The organism is Thermostichus sp. MS-CIW-26 (assembly GCF_054059115.1).
Window position 1 is genome coordinate 16,142 of the sequence record NZ_JBSSBV010000014.1, and the last position, 24,535, is coordinate 40,676.

General features: G+C 57.4%; 19 protein-coding genes. 5 read left to right on the top strand and 14 right to left on the bottom strand.

All coding sequences use genetic code 11. The features are described 5' to 3' along the window. Positions 1 to 156: 156 nt before the first annotated feature. From ACVWZU_RS06600 to rpmH, 5 genes are all read right to left on the bottom strand, one after another. The gene (locus ACVWZU_RS06600; RefSeq protein WP_457443999.1) at positions 157 to 738 is read right to left on the bottom strand and encodes a Uma2 family endonuclease; all 582 of its coding nucleotides are present in this window, start codon (positions 736 to 738) and stop codon (positions 157 to 159) included. Between the two features lie 185 nt (positions 739 to 923). Beyond that, entirely contained in the window at positions 924 to 1,505 is a 582-nt protein-coding gene (locus tag ACVWZU_RS06605; RefSeq protein ID WP_011434474.1) for a Uma2 family endonuclease, read from the bottom strand. Between the two features lie 88 nt (positions 1,506 to 1,593). Then, positions 1,594 to 5,178 carry a chromosome segregation protein SMC gene (smc, locus tag ACVWZU_RS06610; RefSeq protein ID WP_457444034.1) on the bottom strand — a complete coding sequence of 1,195 codons (3,585 nt, stop codon included), beginning with the start codon at positions 5,176 to 5,178 and terminating at the stop codon, positions 1,594 to 1,596. Between the two features lie 83 nt (positions 5,179 to 5,261). Beyond that, positions 5,262 to 5,663, bottom strand: a complete 402-nt coding sequence (gene rnpA, locus ACVWZU_RS06615) for a ribonuclease P protein component (protein ID WP_414355543.1) — start codon at positions 5,661 to 5,663, stop codon at positions 5,262 to 5,264. A 93-nt stretch (positions 5,664 to 5,756) separates the two neighbouring features. Next, complete coding sequence (gene rpmH / locus ACVWZU_RS06620; protein WP_011434477.1) at positions 5,757 to 5,897, bottom strand: 50S ribosomal protein L34; 141 nt, start codon at positions 5,895 to 5,897, stop codon at positions 5,757 to 5,759. Positions 5,898 to 6,122: 225 nt separating this feature from the next. Here rpmH and dnaA point away from each other — a divergent pair, with 225 nt between their 5' ends. Further along, positions 6,123 to 7,526, top strand: coding sequence for a chromosomal replication initiator protein DnaA (dnaA, locus tag ACVWZU_RS06625; protein WP_414382552.1), 1,404 nt, complete (start codon positions 6,123 to 6,125; stop codon positions 7,524 to 7,526). A gap of 155 nt (positions 7,527 to 7,681) precedes the next feature. After that, positions 7,682 to 8,365, top strand: a complete 684-nt coding sequence (locus ACVWZU_RS06630; protein WP_457444001.1) for a hypothetical protein — start codon at positions 7,682 to 7,684, stop codon at positions 8,363 to 8,365. Positions 8,366 to 8,490: 125 nt separating this feature from the next. Here ACVWZU_RS06630 and ACVWZU_RS06635 read toward each other — a convergent pair whose 3' ends face one another. The 3 genes from ACVWZU_RS06635 to ACVWZU_RS06645 form a co-directional block, all read right to left on the bottom strand. Next, positions 8,491 to 9,312 (bottom strand): class I SAM-dependent methyltransferase, encoded by an 822-nt coding sequence (locus tag ACVWZU_RS06635; protein ID WP_414413167.1) that lies wholly within the window; start codon positions 9,310 to 9,312, stop codon positions 8,491 to 8,493. Positions 9,313 to 9,419: 107 nt separating this feature from the next. Further along, positions 9,420 to 11,342 carry an ATP-dependent zinc metalloprotease FtsH gene (gene ftsH, locus ACVWZU_RS06640; RefSeq protein ID WP_457444003.1) on the bottom strand — a complete coding sequence of 641 codons (1,923 nt, stop codon included), beginning with the start codon at positions 11,340 to 11,342 and terminating at the stop codon, positions 9,420 to 9,422. A 136-nt stretch (positions 11,343 to 11,478) separates the two neighbouring features. Next, complete coding sequence (locus ACVWZU_RS06645) at positions 11,479 to 12,354, bottom strand: SDR family NAD(P)-dependent oxidoreductase (protein WP_457444005.1); 876 nt, start codon at positions 12,352 to 12,354, stop codon at positions 11,479 to 11,481. Positions 12,355 to 12,580: 226 nt separating this feature from the next. Between ACVWZU_RS06645 and ACVWZU_RS06650 the strand changes: the two genes are divergently transcribed. Beyond that, positions 12,581 to 13,168 (top strand): hypothetical protein, encoded by a 588-nt coding sequence (locus tag ACVWZU_RS06650; RefSeq protein ID WP_457395731.1) that lies wholly within the window; start codon positions 12,581 to 12,583, stop codon positions 13,166 to 13,168. Between the two features lie 22 nt (positions 13,169 to 13,190). Here ACVWZU_RS06650 and ACVWZU_RS06655 read toward each other — a convergent pair whose 3' ends face one another. After that, positions 13,191 to 15,716: a DNA gyrase/topoisomerase IV subunit A gene (locus tag ACVWZU_RS06655; RefSeq protein ID WP_457444036.1), complete on the bottom strand. Its 2,526-nt coding sequence runs from the start codon at positions 15,714 to 15,716 to the stop codon at positions 13,191 to 13,193. 126 nt (positions 15,717 to 15,842) lie between these two features. On the opposite strand from ACVWZU_RS06655, the gene ACVWZU_RS06660 reads away from it, so the two are divergent. Beyond that, a complete protein-coding gene (locus ACVWZU_RS06660; RefSeq protein ID WP_457387856.1) occupies positions 15,843 to 16,865 on the top strand; it encodes an arsenic resistance protein in 1,023 nt (340 codons plus the stop codon). On the opposite strand, the gene ACVWZU_RS06665 is transcribed toward ACVWZU_RS06660, so the two are convergent. From ACVWZU_RS06665 to ACVWZU_RS06675, 3 genes are all read right to left on the bottom strand, one after another. Continuing rightward, positions 16,862 to 18,772, bottom strand: a complete 1,911-nt coding sequence (locus ACVWZU_RS06665) for an ABC-F family ATP-binding cassette domain-containing protein (protein WP_457444007.1) — start codon at positions 18,770 to 18,772, stop codon at positions 16,862 to 16,864. The two genes, ACVWZU_RS06660 and ACVWZU_RS06665, sit on opposite strands and share 4 nt — an antisense overlap. Positions 18,773 to 18,912: 140 nt before the next feature. Beyond that, positions 18,913 to 19,917 (bottom strand): phosphate/phosphite/phosphonate ABC transporter substrate-binding protein, encoded by a 1,005-nt coding sequence (gene phnD, locus ACVWZU_RS06670; RefSeq protein WP_457403980.1) that lies wholly within the window; start codon positions 19,915 to 19,917, stop codon positions 18,913 to 18,915. 183 nt (positions 19,918 to 20,100) lie between these two features. Then, a complete protein-coding gene (locus ACVWZU_RS06675; protein ID WP_011431684.1) occupies positions 20,101 to 20,823 on the bottom strand; it encodes a hypothetical protein in 723 nt (240 codons plus the stop codon). Positions 20,824 to 21,093: 270 nt separating this feature from the next. On the opposite strand from ACVWZU_RS06675, the gene ACVWZU_RS06680 reads away from it, so the two are divergent. Continuing rightward, the gene (locus ACVWZU_RS06680; RefSeq protein ID WP_457444009.1) at positions 21,094 to 22,497 is read left to right on the top strand and encodes a phosphoglucomutase/phosphomannomutase family protein; all 1,404 of its coding nucleotides are present in this window, start codon (positions 21,094 to 21,096) and stop codon (positions 22,495 to 22,497) included. A gap of 194 nt (positions 22,498 to 22,691) precedes the next feature. Here the strand turns inward: ACVWZU_RS06680 and ACVWZU_RS06685 are convergent, their stop codons facing one another. Together ACVWZU_RS06685 and ACVWZU_RS06690 are read right to left on the bottom strand one after the other, a co-directional pair. Next, the gene (locus tag ACVWZU_RS06685; RefSeq protein WP_457444011.1) at positions 22,692 to 23,531 is read right to left on the bottom strand and encodes a DUF7933 domain-containing protein; all 840 of its coding nucleotides are present in this window, start codon (positions 23,529 to 23,531) and stop codon (positions 22,692 to 22,694) included. Between the two features lie 291 nt (positions 23,532 to 23,822). Continuing rightward, entirely contained in the window at positions 23,823 to 24,488 is a 666-nt protein-coding gene (locus tag ACVWZU_RS06690) for a hypothetical protein (RefSeq protein WP_457444013.1), read from the bottom strand. Between the last annotated feature and the right edge of the window lie 47 nt (positions 24,489 to 24,535).

Here is a 24,535-nt window from a genome sequence, read left to right on the forward strand (position 1 = left end):
ACGTTTCAAGTATAGGCAAAGTGTCTTGGTTTGAATCGAAAACGCTGACGCGACGACGCAACCAACGTTGCAATCCTTGCTGCTCCGGCTTGCCGGTTCGATGAAGAGTATCAATATACAGGAATAAGGAATTGCCAATTTTAGAAAATCACCCTGTCAAGCAGACCAGATCTTGCGGATGGGCAAGGTGAAGCCCGGCAGCACGTCCTCTCCCGATAAGGTTTCCGGATCTTCGACCAATTGCGGCGCTTGCCCTTGTCGGTAGATCATCACCCGCTTGGCCTTGGGATCCAGCAGCCACCCCAGCCGGCAGCCGTTGTCCATGTATTCTTGCATCTTGGCCTGAGTTTGAATCCAAGAGTCGGTGGGCGAGAGGATCTCCACCACAAAATCGGGGCACAAGGGCAAAAATCCTTGACGGACTGAGGGATCCAAAGCTTCCCACTTTTCAATCGGGATCCAGGCCAAATCAGGGGAGCGGTCGCTGCCTGAAGGCAAGGAAAATCCGGTGGAAGAATCAAAGCTTTTCCCTCGGCCCGATTGCCGGTTCCAAACATAAACTTCCCCGGCAATTTCGAAGTTGAGGTTGCCCGTTTCCCCACCGGTTGGAGACATGATGACCAGTTCTCCTTGGGCAGTACGCTCCAGCTTCAGCTCAGGATTGGCCGCACAAAGCCGGATAAAATCTGCTCGGCTGAGGGTTATCAGGGGAGATAGATTCAGAGTCAGAGCAGCCATGGTAGTGTGACTCCGCCTGTTTTTGGCCTATCGCTCAACATTTTTACTGCAGCTGTTTCCAAGGTTGGGAGAGTTCTGCAATTGCGTGGGATCCCTGTCATGCAAGAGATCCATCAGAGTTGGCTGGGTTAAGGGTGTGGAAAAAAGCTGTATCAGGGATCGTAAATCCGTGAAAGCTACTCATATCAAGCCGACCAGATCTTGCGGATGGGCAAGGTGAAGCCCGGCAGCACGTCCTCTCCCGATAAGGTTTCCGGATCTTCGACCAATTCCGGCGCTTGCCCTTGTCGGTAGATCATCACCCGCTTGGCCTTGGGATCCAGCAGCCACCCCAGCCGGCAGCCGTTGTCCATGTATTCTTGCATCTTGGCCTGAGTTTGGATCCAAGAATCGGTGGGCGAGAGGATCTCCACCACAAAATCGGGGCACAAGGGCAAAAATCCTTGACGGACTGAGGGATCCAAAGCTTCCCACTTTTCAATCGGGATCCAGGCCAAATCAGGGGAGCGGTCGCTGCCTGAAGGCAAGGAAAATCCGGTGGAAGAATCAAAGCTTTTCCCTCGGCCCGATTGCCGATTCCAAAGGGTTAAGTCTGTGGTGATTTCGGCATTCCAGTGGCCGGTTTCCCCGCCGGTTGGAGACATGATAACCAATTCTCCTTGAGCGGTACGCTCCAGCTTCAGGTCAGGATTGGCGGCACAAAGCCGAATAAAATCTGCTCGGCTCAGGGTTGTCAGGGGGGATAGATTCAGAGTCAGAGCAACCATGGCAGGCGTTTGGACACTCCTAAACCATTCTTAGAATGAGTCTAATGGGACCTCAGGATTTGCCCTCTGCTCTTAACCAAGCCACATCTTAACTGGGGTGAGGGGCGGGTTTGGTCAGGCCGATCACCTGAGTGTATGCACCGCGGGCCTGGGTTACACCAATGGTGTGCTCAGCTTTTTCGATCATGGGGCGGCGTAAACTGACCACCAAAAACTGCGCCTGACGAGATTGCTGCCAGATCATATTGGCCAATTTTTCCACATTGGCCCCGTCCAAAAACATATCTACTTCATCAAAGGCGTAAAAGCTGGAAGGGCGGAATCGCTGCAGAGCAAAAATAAAGCTGAGGGCTGTCAAGGATTTTTCTCCTCCCGACATGGCGCTGAGACGGCGCACCGGCTTACCTTTGGGGTGGGCCACCAAGGTTAGACCGCCTGCGAAGGGATCCTCTGGGTTTTCCAATTCCAAATGACCATCCCCATCGGAAAGTTGGGCAAAGATGGTTTGAAAATGGCCGTTGACGGCATGAAAGGCATCCAAGAAGGCTTGCCGACGCAGGGTGGAAAAGTTCTCGATGCGCAGCAACAACTCGGTGCGCTCTTGGTGCAGGGTTTCCAGTTTGGCGCTGAGATCCCGCAGGCGAGCTTGGGTCTGTTCGTATTCGGCAATGGCCAGCATGTTTACCGGCTCCAGGGATCGCAATTGCTCTTCGATTTTGCGTTTTTGCCGCTGCAGCTCGTCTAAGGTCAGGGTGGCGGGCAAGTCGGGCAGCGGATCCGGCAGCTCTTGAACCACCGCTTGCAGTTGGGTTTGCAGTTGGGCCAGCAGAGCCTCTTTTTCCTGTTGTTGGGTGAGGGCGTTGTAGCGTTCCCACTCCAGGCGTTGGATTTGCTGTTGTTGGGCCCGCAATTGGAATTCTTGCCGATCCCGCTCTTGGCGCAGGTGGGAAAGTCGGGCCTCGATCTGGCTTATCTGTTGCCGTTGCTCGGCAAGGTGTTGCTGGATGTGACCAAGGGTGGCTTGGGCTTGGACGATTTGCTCCTGCAGATGGGCTTGGCGCTGTTCGCTCTCCTGCAGGCGCTCCTGGTGGTGCTGGATTTGGGCCTGTTTCAGGTGTTGTTGGCCGGAGTTCTCCTGCTGTTGCCGCTCCAGTTGGGCCAGTTGCTGCTGCAGCTCTGCCAAGCGACTTTCCTGCTGCTGCACCGTCTGCTGCAGTTGCTGCCAATGTTGGTTCACCGGGGATCCCTCCAGTTGGCTGAGCTTGAGGGCGAGATCGGCTAGGCGCTGTTGCAAGGGATCCCAACGCAGTTGAATCTGCTGGAGCCGCTGCTGGATCTGGTGGCTTTCGCTTTGCCTTTGCGCCAGGGATCCCTGCAGGTGTTGCAGGCGGGCCTGTTGCTTTTGGCAATCGGCTTGGTGACGCTCCAGATATTGCTGGGCTTGTAAGGCGTCCTGGCGGGCGAGCAGCAGGGCTTGGGCCAGTTGTTTTTCGCGGGCTTGGGCTGCTTGTAGGCGCAGGGTGAGGGCGGCCAGCAGTTCCTCCAGCTCGGCCAAGCGGGAGCGCAAGGCTTCTTCTTCCGATGGCGATAGCGAGACGGAGCCCTTGTGTCCGCCGGCAGAAAAGTGGATCCCAGCTCGCTGGGGGGCGCTGCCGCCGGTGATGGCGCCCGAAGTTTCCAACAGCTCCCCTTCCAGAGTAACCATGCGGTGCTTGCCGATGTGGGGCTGGGCCAGCTCTAGGCTTTGGAAAACCAGGGTGGAGCCGAACACAAAGCCGAAAACATCCCGGTAGCGCTCTTCAAAACGCACCAAACGAATGGCGTAGTCGATCAGGCCGTCCAATTTCAGGGGGCTGGGGGGGCGGGTGGGCTGGAGCTTATTCAAGGGCAAAAAGGTGGCGCGTCCGGCTTTTTCCCGTTTCAAAAAGTTGACAGCGCTCACGGCCACGGTGTCATCCTCCACCACCACAAAGTGCAGCCGGTTGCCTGCTGCAACCTCCAGGGCCAGTTGATACTGGGGATCCACCTGCCCCAACTGGGCCACCAACCCCAAAACCCCCGGCAGACGGGCACTCAGGATGGCTTGGGTCGCCCGGGATCCCTGGGACTCTTGCAACACTTGGCGGCGGGTTTCCCATTTGTCCAGTTGCCGCTGCTTGGCGTGCAGCTCGGCGGCCAGGCGCTCGTGGGTGGCGCGATCCAGCTCCAGGCCGGCCTGCAGTTGCGCCAGCTCTTGGGCCAAAGTTTGAACCTGAGCTTCCGACTGTCGGCAAGTGTGTTCCAGCTCGGCGGTGAGGGCCAGGTGGGATCCCAGCCACGCCTCGATCTGGGCAATCTCCGCTTGGATCTCTTGGCTTTGTCGTTCCAGTTGCCGTTGTCGCTCTTGCAGGCGAATTTGCTCCTGTTGGAGAGGCTCCTGTTCAGCGCGGAGTTCCTCAATGTGGCGGGTGAGGTAGCGCTGCTGTTTCACCCAGGCATCAGCGGATTGGGCTAGGGCGCGCAGCTGTTCGCGGCTCTGTTCCAAGCTAATTTGGGCTTTCTGAACCTGGGCCTGCAGGGATCCCTGGGCTTGGGCCAGTTGCTCTTGTTGGCTGTGCAGGTGTTCCAGCTCCGCCTGCAGATGCTGCTGTTGGGCTTGGCACTCCTGATGTAGGCGCTGCGCTTGCTGGATCTCCTCCTGCCAGGCTGCGATCTGTCGGCTGACCTGTTGCCGCTGTGCTTCGGCGGCGGCGATTTGGGCTTGCAGGTGCAGGTATTCCTCCTCTCCAAGAGCATGGATGCGGCTTTGCAACTCGGCCAGGGCGGCTTCGGCCTGTTGCAAATGATCGTTCAAGGTCTGCACCTGAGCAGTGGCCTGCTCCTGAGTTTCCAGAAACCGCTGAATGGCCGCCTGGGTTTCTTCCACTTGGGCCTGCAAATGCCGCCAAAGCAACACCTGTTGCTGCTGCTCCAGCGTTTGCAACTGCAGCCGCAGTTGCTGATAGTGTTGGGCCTTTTCGCTCTCTCTGAGCAGCCGCTCTCCTTGAGCTTGCCATTCCTGTTCGATGAGCCGAAAGCGCTCAATTTGTTCCCGTACCGCCTCCAGCTTGCTGTTGGCCTGGGCGATCTTGCGGTCGAAGGTGGCCACCCCCGCCAATTCGTCGATGATCTGCCGCCGTTCCTTGGGGTGCATGGAAATGATGCTGGTGACATCCCCCTGTAAAACGACGTTGTAGCCGTTGGGGTAGATGTGCATCGCCTCCAGTTGTTCGTGCAGCTCGCTCAGGGTACAGGGCACATCGTTGATGTAGAAAGTGCTGGTGTAGGGGAGAGAATCCGTCCCGCTATCGCGAGTGGGATCCTCAGCCTTTCCGGGCTTGACCCGCAGCCGGCGACTGACTTTCCATTCCCTGGGCTGGCCATCTTCTCCTGGCCCCAGCTCAAAGGTGACAGAAACATGGGTTTCCACCTGCCGATTGCCGTTGAGGCTGCCGGAATGCACCAGATCCAAAAGCCTCTCTGCCCGCATCCCCCGCGAGGACGATAACCCCAGCGCAAACAGGATCCCATCCAGGATGTTGGACTTGCCGGAGCCATTGGGGCCGGAAATGACCGTAAAGCCCGGCAGCAGGGGCAACGAGGTGGTGCTGCCAAACGACTTAAATCGGGTCAGCTCAATCCGCTTGATGTACATCACACCCCACATCTAGCGTGGCCACCAGCATATGATGGCAACAGGCTAGCATGGGTAGCAAAAACCTGTGCAGCTCAAGTTTCTTAGGACGGCTTGGCATCTGAGTCTGCACCTGTTGAGTCTACATCTGTGCCGACGAGCAGGTCGGCCTTTTGGAGAAGACGATGCACCTCTGCCCTCAGCTCCGGCCATCGGTAGGTCAGTAAGTTTGCCTTGGAGATGAACAGCAGCCGGTATCCGGGTTTCAGGTTTGGGCACAGAGGGCGCAAGATTTCTCGCAACTGGCGGCGCAGCCGATTCCGTTTTACGGCAGATTTGCTCACCTTTCTGCCGATCACCAGTCCCACCTGGCTAGGGATCCCTTCGCACCCTGCGGGCATCGGCTGAAACAGCAGGGTCAAGCCTGCACCGGAACGACGTTGGCCCCCCTGGTAGAGCGCCTGAAAAGCTCGTCGATCCCGCAATCGATGAGGAGCCGGCAACATTGGGCACCGAGGAGAGTCTGCCCCAGAAGTCAGCGAGTTTTGGGCTGCAACGCTCCAAAAAACCAAGACAAATCAAATCTCTGACCAAAGGGCTTAGGAAACCGCCAGGCGATAACGCCCCTTGGCCCGCCGTCGCCGCAAGACCTGACGCCCAGTTGCCGTTCGCATTCTGGCCCGAAACCCAGAAACCCGAATGCGTCTGCGATTGGTGCCACGAAGGGTACGCTGAGTCATGGTGAGAAGCCAACTTATGAATCCAAGATCATTTGCCAGAGCTGACCAGACCGAAATTAGCCCGCTTGAAACTGATCGCAGACGCTTAATCTTAGCAGACTCAATGGAAAATTGCTAGATTGGCCACCCCGCGCCGAGCAGTTAAATTGGGAATCCCGAAGCTCCTGTCGAGGAAGCCGCCGCTGTTTCCTCTGGGCTTCTGCTGTGTCGCTCTGAGTGTGTGGTGTGGATATTTCCCTGGATCAGCTCTGGGATGAAGCCCTGTGTCATCTGCAGGTGCAGCTCAGCCGCCCAACCTTCGAGGCTTGGATCAAAACGGCGCGGGCTGAATCGTTGGTGGACAACCGCCTCACCATCTGTACCCCCAGCGAATGGGCACGGGGCTGGCTGCAAAAGCACTACGCTTCCACCATCACCGAGGTGGTGCAGCGGGTAGCCGGGATCCCTTTGCAGGTGGAGTTTTCCGTTTCCCCCCACGCTTCTGTCGAGGCAGAACCCCCTTCAAGGGCGATTTCCCCAACATCGGGCAGAGCCGGCAGCTTACCTGCCTCCACCACCCTAGGACTGGAAGTCGGCGGCAGCCTGCCCATGCGGGCGCCGGATCTCAACCCCAAGTATTCCTTCTCGCGGTTTGTGGTTGGCCCCAACAACCGCATGGCTCACGCTGCAGCTCTGGCTGTGGCCGACAAGCCTGGGCGCGCCTACAACCCCCTGTTTCTCTGCGGTGGGGTGGGTCTGGGCAAAACCCACCTGATGCAGGCCATTGGCCACTACCAACTGGAGGCCAATTCACGCGCCAAGGTCTTCTACGTGTCCACCGAACGGTTTACCAACGATTTAATCGATGCCATCCGGCGAGACAGCATGCAGTCTTTCCGGGAGCACTATCGGGATGTGGATATTTTATTGGTGGATGATGTTCAATTTATCGAAGGCAAAGAGTACACCCAAGAGGAGTTTTTTCACACCTTTAATACGCTGCACGAGTCCGGCAAACAGATCGTACTGGCCGCCGACCGCTCTCCTCATCTGATCCCGCGTCTGCAGGAGCGGCTTTGTTCTCGTTTCTCCATGGGTTTGATTGCGGAAATTCAATCGCCGGATATCGAAACCCGCATGGCCATTCTCAAGAAGAAAGCCGAGTACGAGGGGATGAACCTGCCCGCCGACGTGATCGAGTACATTGCCACCACCTACACCAGCAACATCCGCGAGCTGGAAGGTGCCCTGATCCGCGCCGTCGCCTATGTTTCCATTTCTGGCTTGCCGATGAGCGTGGAGACGATTCAGCCCATCCTCAATCCCCCCAGCGAGCCGAAAGAGATCACCGCCGACATGATTACCGATGTGGTCTGTGAAGAATTCGGCATCGACCGAGACAGTTTACTGGGATCCTCCCGCAAGCGCGACATCAGCCAAGCACGGCAAATTGCCATGTTCTTGATGCGCCACTACACCAACCTCAGCTTGCCCAAAATTGGCGACTACTTTGGGGGAAAAGATCACACCACCGTCCTCTATAGCTGTGAGAAAGTCAGTCAGCTACAGCGGCAAAGTCTGCAATTTGAACGGCAACTGCAAAAATTGGTCGAGCGCTTGCGGGTGGTTGCCAACAGCCGGAGCAGCTAGGCTTTCTGTTGTCGTTGAGCCGTCTTTGAGGTGTTGTTGCCGCCCTTTGGCTCTGCCCGTCTGCGTGGAGAATCCCTCGGAAAGCGGCTACAGTAGGGACGCGATGCATGGGGTTGCAGGCGGTGAGACAGTCTGGCAAAGGGCTTCCCCTGGGTATGCTGCTCCTCTGGGCTGGACTGGTGCCTGAGCGGCCGGTTTGGGCCAATTCCCAGCAAGCCCCTATTCCAGATCCGGTGCCGGCCACCCTCTCAGCCGCTTTGGATTTGGGCTTGGATAGCCAACTTTTGGAAGGCAGCCCCGTGTTGCGCCGCTGGCTGCAAAACCCGCCCCATCTCCTGGAAGAAATCCGCAACACCCCTGTCTTGCCCACCCGCTTGCAGGCCGGTTTCGAGTCCTCTTCTCACTGGCGAATCAGCCTACAAGACTTGCGTCTGGGAGATCGCCTCACCCTCAGTGGTGACTATCGCCAATCTTCCGAACATCCCGAAGTGCGCCAGTACGGGTCGGAGATGCGCTACTTTCTGGCCCCCCTGGGATCCCGTTTTAATCTGGCGCCACAACTGGGGTATCGGGCTTTGGAACAAAAGAACCGCAGCCTCAGTGGAGTTAGCTATGGGGCTTTTGCTGTTTTGGCCTTGGCTCCCGGAGCTGCAGATTTGACCGGTAGCTACAGTTGGGTTGCCCCCCAGGAGCCCGAAGAAGGACAGGCCACCCTGGCGGAGATCACCGCTGCCTATGCCATTAGCCCTTCTTTTCGTCTTTCTGCTCGCTATAGCCTGCGCAACTCGACCTTGGATCGGGAGTTTAGCTTTGGCGTTGGGCTGGAGTGGATCCCATAGAGTGCGCCCTCACTCCTAGTCTCTCTCTTGGTGGAAGAGGGGAGCCAGGGATCGGCATGACTTGGATTGGGGTAATGGCTCCGACATCGACTCGATGGCCACTGCACAACTTAACCCGGCCAAGATCAGAGGCGCACCGCCCGCACAAAGGCCACCCAACCCAAGCTGAGATAACGCTCCAACTGCAGCCCCACCTGTTGAAGGTGCTCGCGCAACTGGGTTTCTGAGAAAAAATGAAGGCCGGTGGCTTCCAGCCATTGCTGCACCATCTGCCCCCATCCCTGGACCTGCTGGCTGTGCATCGAGACAAAGGCTCCTCCCGGTCTCAACACACGGGCAATTTCCCGCAAACAGGGATCCAAAGGCACTTCGTTCAAGGTGGCCCCACTGATCACCGCCCCAAAAGTTCCAGAGGCGAGGGGAAGCTGTTCAGCCCGAGCCCGCATCAGGCTGTAGTGCTGCCAGTGGGGCTGCGCTTGTTGAGCGGCTTCCGCCAATACCCCTGCTGCATTGTCCAGGCCGATCACCGTCCGTTGTGGATCCTTGGCCAGGAGCAAGCGGCTCCAGTACCCCCCGGCAGTGCCCAAATCCAAGATGGGATCCCCCTCCCCCACCAACTCGGCCAGCAGTTGACTCTCCCGCTCGCTGCCAAAGCTCTCTCCCGTCAGCAGCGACAGGGCCCAGGGCCGCCAGAGGCGATCGTAGCCCCAGGCAAACCCAGGCAGATGGGCAATGGCTTGGGCCGGCGTGAGATGCAGGTCCGATGAGCTGCCGATAAAATCCACAGCCCCAGAAGCGGTGATGGGGTAAATTTGGCCACAACTGGGACAATAAACCCGATCTGCCACGGATCCCTGTTCCCGCCCTGGTGATTGGGTCAACCCTTCCCGACCGCAGCTCAGGCAGCGATAGAGGTGAACCGGCAAAGCAGAGAGCGAAGAGAGCATGCGACAGCCCAACGCAACCCAAAACTCGCGAGGAAAAGGGGGCAGTTGCCGGGATCCAGCCCCAACAACCCCCCCAGTTGTCTATCTGGCAATGGAGATGGGATCCCTTAGACCAGCTTTGGACTCCGTACCGCTTCCGGGAATGGACTGGGCAGGCCGACCTTCTCCGGGATGGGCACATACTCTGAGACAATCGCCCGGAATTCGTCGCCATCCAGGGTTTCCCGTTCCACCAAGGTATCGGCCAATCGATCCAGCAGAGGGCGGTGCTCCAGCAAAATCTGCTTGGCTTTCTGGTAACAGCTCTCCAGGATCTGCCGCACCTGGCGGTCGATCTTGGCGGCCACATCCTCCGAGTACTCGACGCGGTTCATCCAGCCGCCGCCCAAGAATACCTCGTTGTTGGGGGGATCCAGCATCAAGGGCCCCAGCTCAGACATGCCAAAGCGGGTCACCATCTGCCGCACCAGATTCGTGTTCTGCTGCAGGTCGTTGCTGGCTCCGGTGGTCACTTCCGAGTAGCCGAAGACGATCTCTTCGGCCGCCCGACCGCCAAAGCCCACCACCACCCGATCCAGCAGCCAAGCGCGGCTGTACATGCCGGAGTCGATCTGCTCCTCGTTGGGCAGTTGCTGGGCAAAGCCACCTGCGCCGCCGGAACGGGGGATGATGGTCACCTTGTTCAAGGGATCCGCGTGGGGCAAAAGTGTCATCAACAGGGCATGGCCACACTCGTGGTAGGCGATCAGGCGCTTGCTCTTGCCGTCCAACAGCGGGGGCTTGGTCAGGCCGATGGTGATGCGGTCGATGGCATCGTCAATGTCTTGGTTGGTGATGGCCATGCGCTGACGGCGGGCCGCCAAAATGGCCGCTTCATTGAGCAGGTTGGCCAGATCCGCGCCGGCAAAGCCAGGGGTACGGCGGGCAATCGCCTCCAGGCTGACCTCTTCCGCCAGCTTCTTGTTGCGGGCATGCACCCGCAAGATCTCGTAGCGCCCCTTAAAGCTAGGCCGATCCACCGTAATCTGGCGGTCGAAGCGCCCCGGACGCAAGAGAGCGGCATCCAACACATCAGGGCGGTTGGTGGCGGCAATCACGATAATGCCGGTGTTGCCCTCAAAGCCGTCCATCTCCGTGAGCAACTGGTTCAGGGTTTGCTCGCGTTCGTCGTTGCCACCGCCGATGCCAGCCCCCCGCTGCCGGCCCACCGCGTCGATCTCGTCGATGAAGACGATGCAAGGCGCATTCTCCTTGGCCTTCTTGAAGAGATCCCGCACGCGAGAGGCGCCCACCCCGACAAACATTTCCACAAACTCAGAGCCGGACAGGCTAAAGAAAGGCACTCCTGCCTCGCCGGCAATGGCCTTGGCCAGAAGGGTTTTGCCCGTCCCCGGCGGCCCCACCAACAACACGCCTTTGGGGATCTTGGCCCCAACAGCGGTGAAGCGCTCCGGCTTCTTCAAGAAGGTAACCACCTCTTGCAATTCTTCTTTGGCTTCTTCAATCCCGGCCACATCGTCGAACTTAACGCCGGTTTTGGCTTCCATCTGAAAGCGGGCCCGCGATTTGCCGAAGTTCATTGCCTGCCCAGGGCCGCCCGCTCCAGCACCGGCACGCCGCAGGAAAAAGAACAACCCCCCCAACAGCAACAGCGGGATCACCAGGTTGCCCAGAAGCGCCCAAAAGGCGCTGCCATTGCGGGTGGGTACCACTGCCACTTCGATCCCCTGCTCGGTGAGGCGGTCCACCAGTTGCGGTACGGTGTTGGGCAGCAGGTTCACTCGGTAGCGGGTGGAATGCTGGGTCTGGGGATCCACAGCCGTAACTTCAGCTACCAGATTGTTGTCCGTGAGGCGCACATCCGTAACCCGCCCCTCCTCGACGTAGCGCAAAAAGCGATCGTAGGTGAGGGCCGAGGCCAAAGCTGCATGGGCGGGTGCAGGCTGCAGCACCAGGCCGGATCCCTGCCAGAGACAAAAGCCCAGCAGGAGGGCGATCAGCCAGCGCTGGGGAGATAGAGGCTTGTTCATAGGGAAGAGAACGCTCGGTTATTAAAAGTCCTTTAACAAACTTAACCTGTCCCTCCTGGAAGGCACAACCCTACCCCCGCAAGGATGAGCTCCTGAGGGATCCCTGCCCCATCCGATGCCCGCCACAAGCCTGCAGTTAGGCCGAGCCGGGGGATCCCAGACCATCCAGCCCATAGACGCGCCGCCACATGGAGTCAGCCAGAGCAGCGGGCATGAGCCGCATCAGCCCCAACGCCACCTTACCCCCCGTGAAAGCGGTGTAGCGGTCGGAAGGGTGAGGATCGGTCATCGCCCTCAGGATCGGCTCCACCACCTTCTCCACCGGCCAGGCCATTTTGCTGAACGAGCTGGCCAGATCGGCGGTCTTGTCCAAGATCGCCTTGTAGGGGCCATTGGGGTTGACAACGGCAGCAAAGGTTTCTTCCGCCACGCGGCCAAACTCGGTGGCTACCGGCCCCGGCTCGATCAAGATGACCTTGATGCCGAAGGGGGCCACCTCCACCCGCAACGCATCGCTGAGGGCCTCCACAGCAAACTTGGTGGCGTTGTAAACGCCGCTGAAAGGCATGGACATCTGGCCGGCCACCGAGCTGAGGTTGAGGATGCGGCCACTGCCCCGTTCCCGCATTTGGGGCAAGAGGGCACGGGTGAGAGCATGCAGGCCAAACACATTCACCTCAAACTGGTGCCGCATGGCCGCCACATCCACCTCTTCCACCGGCCCCATCTGGCCATAGCCGGCGTTGTTCACCAGGATATCCACCCGGCCAAAGTGATCCAGAGCCTTTTGGGCCAGCGCCTCCACCTGGGCCGTATCGGCCATGTCGGTGGGCACCACCAGCGCCTCCGCTCCCCGACTTTCCACCAAGTCCTTGACGTTTCGCAGCAGCCCCTCCCGACGGGCCGCCAGCACCAAGCGAGCCCCGCGTTTGGCCGCCTCCAGAGCGACGGCTTCCCCAATTCCAGCAGAGGCACCGGTAATCAGCACCACCTGATTTGCAAGTGAAGGCATGGTTTCTTTGATCCAAACTCTCCACCATCCTAGAAGAACGACCGGGATCCCTGGAGAGGGGCAGCTCCGTCTTCCGAACTTCTGGATTCGGCATCCGCTATCATGGCTACATTGGGTAAACCCAGAAAACAGCCGGGACAAAGCCCGATAGACAGGTCTCTGCTTGGGCTGAAGTCCTATGGTGCTTTGATTTAAAGTAGAGAGTTGTGTATAGGGTGCAGCGACTGTGAAGTACTTCTGCAGGCGAGTTGGCCGAGGTCGATCTCTCTCCCCGGAAGAGCGTTGGGTTGTTACTGAGGTTCGATTGGCTCAATTGCTCAGGGCAGCGGAAGCCAACCTCAAGGCCAACTCTGAGCTGCGGCAGCAGCAGCAGGAGCAGCAAAAGCAACTGGAAGCCGAGCGCCGCCACAGCGAAGCCCTAAGAGACTCGACCGCCGATTTGCGCACCAGCGTGATGGAGCTGCGGGAAGGACAGGCCCTTTGGCAGAGCCATGTGGAAGAGCTGCGCTCTTGTCTGCGGGAGCTGCTCAAGGAACAAAGCGAACTGGTGCAGATTGTTGCCCAGCAGCAGCACATCCTGAAGGATTGTCAGGAAGTCATCCGCGCCATGCTGGAGCAAATGCGAGATGACCACCGAGACTTCCGCTCTGCCATCAGCATTTTGCTGGAGGAGCTGCACCAAACCGTGCGCTGTTTGGTTATCAGGTCAGGTGGCACCCTACCCAAGCCCGTTCGCCATCCCGAAGTGCCGGAGACGGATCCCGGCTCCCCGCCGACCGATTCGGCCTCGCCTGGGGAAGGCTCTTCGTCCTAGGGATCTTCTGCTCCCCCAAGAGCTATCCCACATCGCCTTCCGGCAGCCACTGCGGCCAGAACAGGCGCAACTCCCTGACCCGCTCCCCTTTGACCAGGAGGGATCCGCCCCCGGAGCGGCTTTGCAGCGGGATCTCGGCAGGAGAGAAGGAGTACACTCGTTCGGACTCCGTGAGCACATCCAGTTGCAGATGGGGATGCTGCTCCAGCTCGGGGGGGAGACCCACCAAGCTCGCCAAGCCATCTCCCCGGTCGGAGAAGTGAAAGGCCGGCACGCCCACTTGACCCCGCTCCAGGATGGGGATCTCGCTCAGGGGCAAGCGCTTCAGGTGGCCCAACCGGCTGGCCAGAACCAGGATCCCTTGCGGGGGCAGCAGCGCCATACCTGCAATCTGTTCGGCGCGCCCCAAACGCAGGGCCGGCGATCCCATAGCCGCTCGACCCATCAGGGGAATCTGTTGGACATCCAGCCGCAGCACCCGTCCCCCTGAAGTAGCCAGGACGACGCTGTAGCCTTGGTGGCCGGGATCCCAAAGGGCTGCCCAGCCCAGCTCATCTCCCTCTTTTAGCTTTAGGACAGTGGATCCCCGTTGGGTAAGGCCCATCAACTCTGCCAGGGCCAGCCGCTTGATCCGCCCCTGCCGGCTGAGCACCACCAAACTTGCCTTGCCCGGATCCGGAGCCAACGTGAAGGTGGCAACCATCGGCTCGGGGTTGGGGAGAAGGGTAACCAGAGGCACCCCCCGTGAGGACCCAGTGCTGAGGGGGATCCCTGCGATGGGCACGGTAAAAGCTTTGCCGCCGGCGGTGAGCACCAAGATTTCCTGCTCCAGCGTGACGCATTCCAGGCCGACCAGCACATCTTCCCCCAGTTCCCGTTGCGCCGGGTTGCTGCGGGAGCGACGGCTAGGCAGAGGCAGGCGGCGCACATAGCCCTTGCGGGTGAATTGCAGCAAGAAGTGGGTCTCTTCCGTCTCTTCGCCGCTGGGGATTTGGGCCACTTCCGCTTCCAGCTCCGAGGCCGAGAGGATCTGGGTGCGCCGGGGATCCCCGAAGGTCTTTTTCAGGTGTCGCAGCTCTTTTTTCAAATAATTCAAGAGCTTGCGGCGGTCGCTGAGTAGCCCCTGCAGTTCTTCGATGCGGGTCTGCAACTGGGCGTGTTCCTGGTGCAGCCGTTCCCGCTCCAATCCCGTCAGGCGACGCAGAGGCATGGCCAAAATCGTCTCTGCCTGCTGGGGGGTACAGCCCAGGCGAGTTTGCAATTGGGCTTTGGCCGTGGTGCCATCGGGCGCTTGCCGCAGCAGCTCGATCACCCCCTCCAGATCCGCCAACGCCAGCAACATTCCTGCCACCTCTTCCGCCTTGCGCTGCACCTGCTGCAACTCGGCACGGAACATCCGGTTGAGGGTGGCCTCGCGAAATTGCAAGAAGTGTTGCAGGATGTCCTTGAGGCTGAGCTGCCGCGGTTCCCCGTTCACCAAAGCCAGCAGGATGGCTCCAAAGTTGCTTTGCAAAGGGGTGAGCTTATACAACTGCTGCAAAACCGCCTGCGGGTTGGCTTCTCGCTTCAGCTCCACCACCACGCGAATGCCGCTGCGATCCGACTCATCCCGCAGATCGGCGATGCCGCTGATGCGGTCTTGGTTGGCCAGCTCGGCCACTTTTTCGATCCAGGCGGCTTTGTTCACCTGATAGGGAAACTCGCTGATGACTAGAGCAGGCCGCCGGTGGCGTCCTTTGCCCGGCTGGATCTCCTCGAAGCGGGCCACCCCCCGTAGAGTGATGGAGCCGCGCCCGGTGAGGTAGGCTTCGCGGATCCCTTGGGTGTCTAAGATTTGGCCGCCGGTGGGAAAATCCGGCCCTGGGATCCACCGCAACAGTTCCTCAGGGCTGAGGTCGGGATGGTCGATCAAAGCCAACAGGCCATCCACCACTTCCCCCAGGTTGTGGGGTGGGATATTGGTGGCCATGCCCACGGCAATGCCGGCAGAGCCGTTGAGCAGCAAAATGGGCAAGCGGGCCGGGAGAACGGTGGGCTCCGCCTGGGATCCGTCGAAATTGGGCATGAAATCGACGATCTCTTCCGACACCTGCTCCAGAAGCGCTGTGTGGCTCAGCTCCGCCAGCCGGCACTCCGTGTAGCGCATGGCCGCCGGCGGGTCATCATCCACCGAGCCGAAGTTGCCGTGCCCCGCCACCAGGGGATAGCGGCTGGAAAAGTCTTGCACCATGCGCACCAGCGCGTCATAGACCGCCTGATCCCCGTGGGGGTGATATTTCCCCAGCACATCCCCCACCACCCGTGCGCATTTGCGGTAGGGGCGATCCGGCGTCAGGCCCAGCTCATGCATGGCGTAGAGGATGCGGCGGTGTACCGGCTTGAGGCCATCCCGCACATCCGGCAAGGCCCGCCCCACGATCACGCTCATGGCGTATTCCAGGTAGGAGCGCTGCATCTCCCCCTGCAAATCGGTTACAATCACCCGACCCAGACGGGATCCCCCATTCGATCCCAATCCCAGTCCGTCGAGAGTCAGTTGCTGAGTCATGGCACAAAGGAGCGGAACGCTTTCCAGGTTACTGTAGCCGTTTCTCTGGTTCTTGCGAGGTGGGATCCCACACTGACAGGGGCTGAGAGACTGGAAATGCTGCTCACTATCCATCGAGTTGTATCCATGCGTTTCTCTGAAAGAGCTCAACCTTTGCTCGTTGTGGTATCGATCGGCGTGGGTCTGGCCCTCACAGGATGGCCAAACTCTGTCCAAATCTTAAGAGGCTGGGTACAACCTCTGTTGGCTTTGCTGCTTTATCTCACTTTCCTGGGCATTCCACTCGCATCTGGGGGAAAGGTTTTTTTTCAGAAACTTGAGCAGGTTAATCGCGCTTCTAAAGCTGTATTGGCAGTGGCGTTGGCCAGTTTGTCGATCAACTTTCTGTGGACTCCGATTTTTGCCTGGGGATTGGGGGCTGTTTTTTTATCGGATCTGCCAGATTTGTGGGTTGGCCTGCTCATGTTGATGGTAACTCCTTGTACGGATTGGTATTTGGTTTTTACAGGGATAGCGGGTGGAAATGTGGTTTTAGCAACGGCCCTGTTGCCTGTTAATTTGGTTCTGCAAGTTTTGCTTTTGCCAGTTTATCTTTTGCTTTTGGCAGGAGATTTAGTCGAATTAAATGTTGAAATTTTATTGTCAGGCTTGTTTTGGATCCTTTTCTTGCCTTTGCTGGCAGCAGCACTCACACAATACTCCATTCGGCAAATCAAAACGGAACGTGGAGAGAGGGGATCCCTTGAAAGCTATCAAGACCGGATTAGCATCATGCAGATTGTGGCTTTGAATCTAGCGATAGTTTTTATTTTTGCCACTGAAGGAAGCATTCTCGCTGAGAATCCAGCCCTACTTTTCAAGCTTCTGCCTCCCATTCTGGTTTTTTTCGCCGTCAACTTCCTCTTGGCTTACCAGGTCAGCCGCTGGCTGGGTTTGGCTTATGAGGAGTGGGTCTGTTTGACCTGTACAACCTTGGCTCGCAATTCTCCGCTTGCTTTGGCCATTGCTGCTTCTGCTTTTCCGCAGCGTCCGTTGATCCTTCTGGCTTTGGTGATCGGCCCCCTGATCGAGCTGCCGGTTTTGACGATTGTTGCCCAGATGCTGTTGCAAATTCGACAGAAGAGATGCTGGAAGCAGGCTCGACGCTAGTTGAGGTGGCGCTCGGCCAATTCTAGCCAACGGGCGGTCCCGGAGTCGATGGCGGCGGTTAAGTCTGCCAGTTTCTGGGCTAACTTTTGCACTTCGCTGTAGCCGCTGGGAGGGTTGCGATAAAGGATCTGCTCAATTTCAGCTTTTTCTGCCTCCATCTGCGGAATTTGGCTTTCAAGCTGCTCATATTCCCGTTTTTCTTTGAAGGAGAGTTTTCTGCTTTGTGGGATCCTATCAAGCTCTTTTTCAGGCTGGGGAATGAGAGGGACAGACTCAGGGCGGGCGGATTTGATCTCACTCTCTTGGCGCTGCTTATGCTCCAGATAAACAGAATAGTTGCCAGGATATTGCCGGATTTGGCCGGATCCCTCAAAGGCGAAGATGCGATTCACGGTGCGATCCAAAAAATAGCGGTCATGAGACACCACGATCACACAACCATTGAATTCTTCCAGATAGTCTTCCAATACTGCCAAGGTTTGCACATCCAGATCATTGGTGGGCTCATCCAAAATCAACACATTCGGCGCTTGCATCAACACCCTCAACAAAAACAAGCGGCGGCGCTCACCACCGGAAAGTTTGTGGAGTGGGGCATATTGTTGATTGGGGGGAAAGAGAAAGCGCTCCAACATTTGCGATGCGGTGATCGTCTCCCCATCGGCAGTTTTCACCAGCTCTGCCACTTCTTTGAGGTACTCGATCACCCGTTGGTCGGGGTTGAGGCTGAGATCGTCAGAGTGTTGGTCGAAGTAGCCAATGTGGATGGTGGGGCCAATCTCCACTCGGCCCGCATCTGGAGCCAATTTGCCGATGATGATATTCATCAAAGTCGATTTTCCCGCCCCATTGGGGCCAATAATGCCCACCCGATCATCGGGGGCAAAGGTATAGGTAAAGTCTTGAATGAGGAGTTGGTCGCCGTAGGATTTGTGGATCCCTTCTAGCTCGATCACCTTTTTGCCGATGCGACGCCCGGCGGTCGCAATATCCACTTGTCCCAGAGCTTGCTTGAATTCTTGATTTTGTAGGTCTTCGATGCGCTGTTTGCGGGCTTTTTGCTTGGTGCTGCGGGCTTTGGCGCCTCGTTTGAGCCATTCCAATTCCCGCCGTAAGAGATTGGCATACTTGCGTTGGGATCCCTTTTCGACCGCTTCAGCAGCCGCTTTTTTCTCCAGGTAGTAAGAGTAGTTGCCGCTGTAGGCATACAGATCGCCGCGATCAATTTCCAGAATGCGCTGGGTAACCCGATCCAAAAAATAGCGGTCGTGGGTGATCAGCAGCACTGCCCCAGCAAAACGATTCAAATAATCTTGCAACCATTCCACCGATTCGGCATCCAAGTGGTTGGTGGGCTCATCCATCAGTAGAGCATCTGGCTCTGCCAAGAGGGCTGACGCAATGGCAATCCGCTTACGGTATCCCCCCGACAAATCGCCAACGCGGGCCTGAAAGTCTGCAATGCCCAAACGGCTGAGAATGGTTTTGGCCTGGGTTTCCAGATCCCAAGCGGATTCCACCTCGATACGCTCGCTAATACTGGCCAACTGGGATAACAGACTGGGATCCCCACCTTGATGGGCCAAGCGATGGGAAAGCTCCTCGTAGGCTCGGATCAGGCGCATTTTTTCTCCGGCAGCCGCAAACACCTGCTCCAGCACCGTATGCTCGGGATCCATCTCTGGCTGTTGGGGTAGGTAGATTATCCTCGCCCCAGAACTGACCCAGAGGTCGCCCCCATCGATGGGTTCTAGGCCAGCGATCATCTTGAGCAGTGTGGATTTTCCGGAACCGTTGGTGCCGATGATGCCGACTTTATCGCCTTCTTCTAGGCTGAAACTGGCATTCCTCAGGAGTTCCTTGATGCCAAAATCTTTGCGAACGGAGTTGAGGGTGAACAGGGCCATGGGGGATCAGGATGCTGGGATCTGCAGGATAGGTCTGCAACGATGATACTGTCCGGCTCGATCCTGACTGTTGCAGGACAACAAAAAGGGATCCCCGATCGAGAAGGGATCCCATAAGTGAAAGATCTGCTGGAGAGGATTTAGAGCTTGTACTCCACGCCGCTGGCTTTATCAATAGTGCGGATCACTTCCCAATACTCTTTGTAAGTGATGGTAATGAACTGCTCCCCACCACTCTTGCCAAACTCTTCCGCTAGCTTGGTGCCTTCCCACTTAAAGGTGAAGAAAGCCTCTTTCACTTTTTCCGCCACTTCTGGGTGGAGGTTGTAGACAACTCCATAGGCTGTGGTGGGGAAAGTTTGAGATTTGTAGATGGTGCGAATTTTGCTGGGATCAATCGTGCCCCGCTTGGCCATGCGGGTCATCACGGAGTTGGCAATAGCCGCCGCCTCGTAGTCACCGTTAAACACACCCAAGATAGAGTTCTCGTGGTTGCCTGAGAAGACAGTTTGGTAGTCAACCCCGGGCTCCATGCCAAATTCCCCTTTCAGCAGCGCCGAAGGAGCCTTAAAGCCAGAGTTGGAGGTTTCGCTAGTGAAAGCCAATTGCCGACCGCGCAGATCTTCGATGGATTGGATATCGCTATCGGCAGGAACGATGATCTCCATTTCGTAGCCGAAGCTGCCATCCAAGCTGGCCATCATAGCAAAAGGACGGAAGCCCACCGCATTCACCGCCAAAGGGACAGAGCCGGTGTTAAAGCCGGTCACATGCAAACGGCCCGCCCGCATCGCTTCCAACTGAGCAGCATTGGACTGCACTGGGAAGTATTCCACCTTCTTGCCGGTTACCTCTGCCAAGTGATCGAGAAACTCAGCCCAAACGTTCTTGTAAACTGAGGGATCCTCAACGGGGGTGTAGGCAAAGATCAGGGTATCCGGATTGATCCACTCGTTCGGATCTTCCGGCACATCGGCAATCAAATCGCCATCGCGGTCGCAGAAGCGCACATCCATCTCCGGCGGACGGGGGCAATCTTTGGCCTGGGCATGCACCAGTCCAGACAGGGCTACAGAAGCACCGGCCACGGTGGCAACTAGCCCCACGAGCAAAGAGCGACGGCCTGCCAAGAAAGTTTTCATCATAGTGTCTATTGACTCCTCAATGAGGGCTTAGTGTTTCTTCAAGGAACAGATAGAAAATAGCAGGCTAGAGTTAACTTTTTGTTAAGCGAAGATTAAGAAAAGGTAATCTCCACTCAAAATCCGCAGAATTTCAGAGAGGGATCCCAGTGATTGCTACTGATACGCTGGGTTTACCCGTAGAACTCACTCCCAGGCCCGAATGGCCGAAATGGCCACCAGCAAGCTACCAAAACCGACAACACCCGCCAAAAATGCCCCAAAGTGCCCTTCGGTTTCGGGTAGCTCGTGCTTCAGCACTTGAAAGATTAAAACCCCCGCTACAAAGGCAATGCTGGCGGCTAAGGCTATCTCCGGCAAAATGGCCCTTTGCCCCATCAGCCAACCGACAAAAAGGGATCCGATCAACAGCCAACGCCCTTGGTGCTGAAATAAGTGGGGATGATGCTCAAATAGATCTTTACAGACGATGCTGAGGTGGATAGCCAAAGCGATGGTCAGCAACAGGCAACTGAGCCATTCTTGCACCGTGTGTCTTAGCAAATAACCCAGAATTACGCTGTAGAGCGTAAAGAAACCAATGTGAACGGAAAATATCCTTGGATGCAGCAATGCCTCTTGCTTGGAAGATTGGGCCAGCCCCTCCAACCCATATACCGTAACAATGCCCAGCAACATGAGCAGATGAATGTGTTCAATCAAATAGCCCAACACAGGCACTTCTAGGGGCATCAAGTGTTGTTGCAGCTCCGTCACTTCCGCCAAAAAAGCCGTGAACACATAGGCCAGAGAAATCCCTCCACCCAGAGAGAGCCAGTAGCGCTGCGGAATGTTGTGCAGGAGTTGCTGTAGCCGCCGGGTGAAGAAGATCACCCCAATCAAGGTCAGCAGAAGGAGTAGGCTGAACATCTTGGCACCACAACTTGCAGAACTGTACCCACGTAAATACGCGGAGGAACTCCCTCGCAGATACCTTGGGCCGTCAGGCTGGGAGCTGGATTGATGAACCCTGCAAGAGAAACTCCTCTCTTATTACCCCCGCTCCAGCTGAGAATGCAGCCCATTTTGCCTGAGAGTGGGCTGAGAAACCGCAGATCAACCGCTTTTTCGTCCTCCTTGAAACCATTGACCTTGGCATCATGCTATGAGTTGATGCGACGGGATCCGATACATCAAGCCATGCCCACCCCCCCTATTCACTTTGGCACCGACGGCTGGCGAGCCGTGATTGCCGATGCCTTTACTTTCCAAAACTTGACCGTTGCAGCCCAGGCCAGCGCCCAAGTGTTGGCCCGCACCTACCCCGGCGAAGGGATCCTGATTGGCTACGACAACCGCTTTCTCTCGGAGCGCTTTGCCGCCCACGTTGCTGAGGTGGTGGCCCGCCTGGGGATCCCAGTTTACCTCTCCACCTGTGTGGCCCCAACGCCGGCCTTTAGCTGGGGTGCCAAGGAGCGGGGCTGTCACGGCGCTTTGGTGATCACCGCCAGCCACAACCCCCCCCACTATTCCGGCCTCAAGGTCAAGGGGGGATTTGGCGGATCCGTGCCGCCGGAAGTTACCGCCGCCATCGAGCAGGAGCTGCAAAGCCTCCAGCCTCTTGGATCCCACAAGGCCCCCATCCACACCTGGGATCCCTGGCCCGGCTACCTGGCCCAGCTCAGCCGCTTTGTGGATCTGGAAAAGCTCAAAGGATCCCCGGCCAAGATCTGGGTGGATGTCATGTTTGGCTCTGGCGCCGGTGGCCTCAAGCGCCTACTGGGGGAGAAGGTGATTGAATTGCAGGCCCACCGGGATCCCTTGTTTGGGGGATTTCCCCCCGAGCCCTTGCCGCAAAACCTGCAGGCTTCTGCTCAGATCATCGCGGCGGATCCCGCCCCCTTGAAAATGGGATTGGTCTTTGATGGGGATGCCGACCGCATTGCGGCTCTCGATGGGCAAGGCCATTTCCTCAGCCCGCAGATCCTCATTCCCATCTTGATCGACCACTTGGCGGGGCAACGCGGCTTACGGGGCGAGATTGTCAAAACCATCAGCGGCTCTGAGCTGTTTGTTAAAGTTGCACAGCACTATGGCCTACCGGTTACGGAAATGCCGGTGGGCTTTAAGTACATCGCCGAGCGCATGATGAGCACAGAGGTGCTCTTGGGTGGAGAGGAATCGGGCGGCATCGGCTACTTGGGCCACATTCCCGAGCGGGATGCCCTGCTTTCGGCCCTGTATCTCATCGAAGCGGTTACGGAAACCGGCCAAGATCTCAGCACCATCTACCGGGCTTTGCAGGAACGGGAAGGGTTCACCTCTGTTTACCTGCGCCGCGATCTCCACCTCGCCGATCAAAATCAACAAACTGAGTTATTCAAACGGCTACAGATGGATCCCCCGGCTGAGATTTTGGGGCAGCAGGTGATCAAACATTTTGATCGCGACGGCCACAAATTCGTCCTCGCCGATGGAAGTTGGGTGATGATTCGCGGCAGCGGCACCGAGCCTTTGCTGCGGCTGTACTCGGAAGCCAAAACCCCGGAAGAAGTGAATCGCCTGCTGGATTGGGCAGCCGGCTTGAACAGCACAACAGCTTAATATCCCAGATAATCTTTTGCGCAAAGCTGGATCCCTTTGACTCTTGAGTGCAGAGACTGAGAGGCTGCCAAACTGCGGCAGCCTACAGGGTTGGCCTCTCCCCCCAAGCTCTGCTGAGCAGCATAGGAATGCTCACAGCTTGACCCATCTGCCTCACTTTTACTTGGGTCAAGGGTAAGAACTCTACTTAAAAGTTACGGTGTAAAAGTTACCATAGCTGTACCAGAAGTCGCTGGCGGCGCGCCATTGCTCAAGAGAGTAACTGGAGGGTTGGTGTAGTTCGCAACCATGGGGGTAATTTGTTCGACCGATACAGAAACTACGCAGGAGGCGCCTGCGGCTAGGCTTCCGCCCGCGAGAGAAATCGTGGTCGTACTACCAAGTGCTGTCAGCGTACCACCGCAGGTGTTTGAGTTAACTTCTGGATTCGTAATTTGTAACCCTGTGGGCAAAATGTCGATGAAACTGAGGCCGGTTATGGGAACAGTTGCAGTGTTCGTAATTGTGAAGACAACAGCCACGATGTTGCCGTTTGTAGTCGAGTTAGGAACAAACTGCTTAGTAAACCCTGGAGGAGTAGCTAGGATCACGAAGAGATCGACAGGTGCGCTTGGAACAGGAGGAGCCTGGTTACTGGTCAGAGTTACGGCAGGGTTAGTGTAGGTACCCACGCTTGCAGCAACAACCTGAACAGTCACTGCACAAGTTGCATTGGCAGCCAGTTTTCCATCGCTTAGAGTGATTAGGGCCCCGCCTAGAGGCGCATTAGGTGTGCCGTCACAGGTATTATTGAGGTTGGACGGATTGGCAACAAGCAACCCTGCAGGCAGGCTGTCTGCAAAGTTGAGGCCAGTCAGTTCGATGCCAGAGTTGTTGGTGATTGAAAAACTTAAAGTAACAGGAACACCTGCTGAAGTTGTGGAAGGACTGAAGCTCTTAGTAAACGTCGGGGCAGCCAGGGGGCCTGGAGGCAGGCCAACGATGCTGGGAGAGGGATTGGGAGTGGGCAGGGGCGGGATCGTCGGCGCCGACACAGGAGGGGGCACAAGAGGGCTGGGTTGACCTGGGGGAACAGATCCAATCGGAGGAGTGGATGGCAGCCCTACCCCCGTTCCTCCAGGTTCTGTATTCGGGTTTTGCACAGGGATGATTGGCCCTGGCAGCGAGCTGATTGGATTCCCCTCTTTAGTTTGTTGACAAGCTGTTAGCAAGCCCAAGCACAAGCAAGCCAAAACCCCAGCTACTTTTCCCGTTTTCATTCCCTCATCCTCCTGCCATTCAACTCTCTCGTGGCACAAACCCAAACAGCCTTACTCAGCTCCAGCTTAGGTGGCTTGGGCGCGCGCTTCCAGCCTCAGAGCTTGACCAAATGAATCTCGAATGACCACGATCACCAAAACTCTTTCCCCCGCAGCAACGTTGTTGTTGTAGGCGGCTAGATCCGCCGGGAAGGTGAAGCCGTTGGTAAGCGTGATCCCGTTGATTCGGTCGTCGTAGCTATTGCCTCTGCCTATCAGCGTATTTCTAAACTGCTCAATTGCCGTCGGCAAAAAGATGCTGGTAATATCCGTGCCGCGACTGATGTTAAAAAACTGAACCTCTACGCTCCTGATCACTCCTGGAGCAAGTAAGCCGCGCAAGGTGATAGTTACAAAGGCGGATCCCACTGGCGGAATGCCAGAAAGCAGCAAAAGATTAAACTCCCCAGCTGGAGCTGGCCGCAAGCTAGGCGGATCCGGTAGGTCGGGCTGGATGGGCGGCGGGGTGATGGGGGCGAAATCCGGACCAGGGCGGAAGGTGATAGGCGTGAGATTGGGGGCAATCGTGGGGGCAACGGCCACAGGAGGAGGCGTGGCACCGCTAGAAGCCAGTAGAGGCGGCACCCCGCTGGTGGTCTCGCTACTGCAGCCGGTAATTAGCGCAACCGAAGCACAGGTTGCCCAAAGAGAGAGGCCGCCACGGCCAAGGGCTGAGCCAAAACGTCGTCTCATCGAAAAATCTCCACTCACTCACACCACAGCAAACGTCTTAGGCAGCG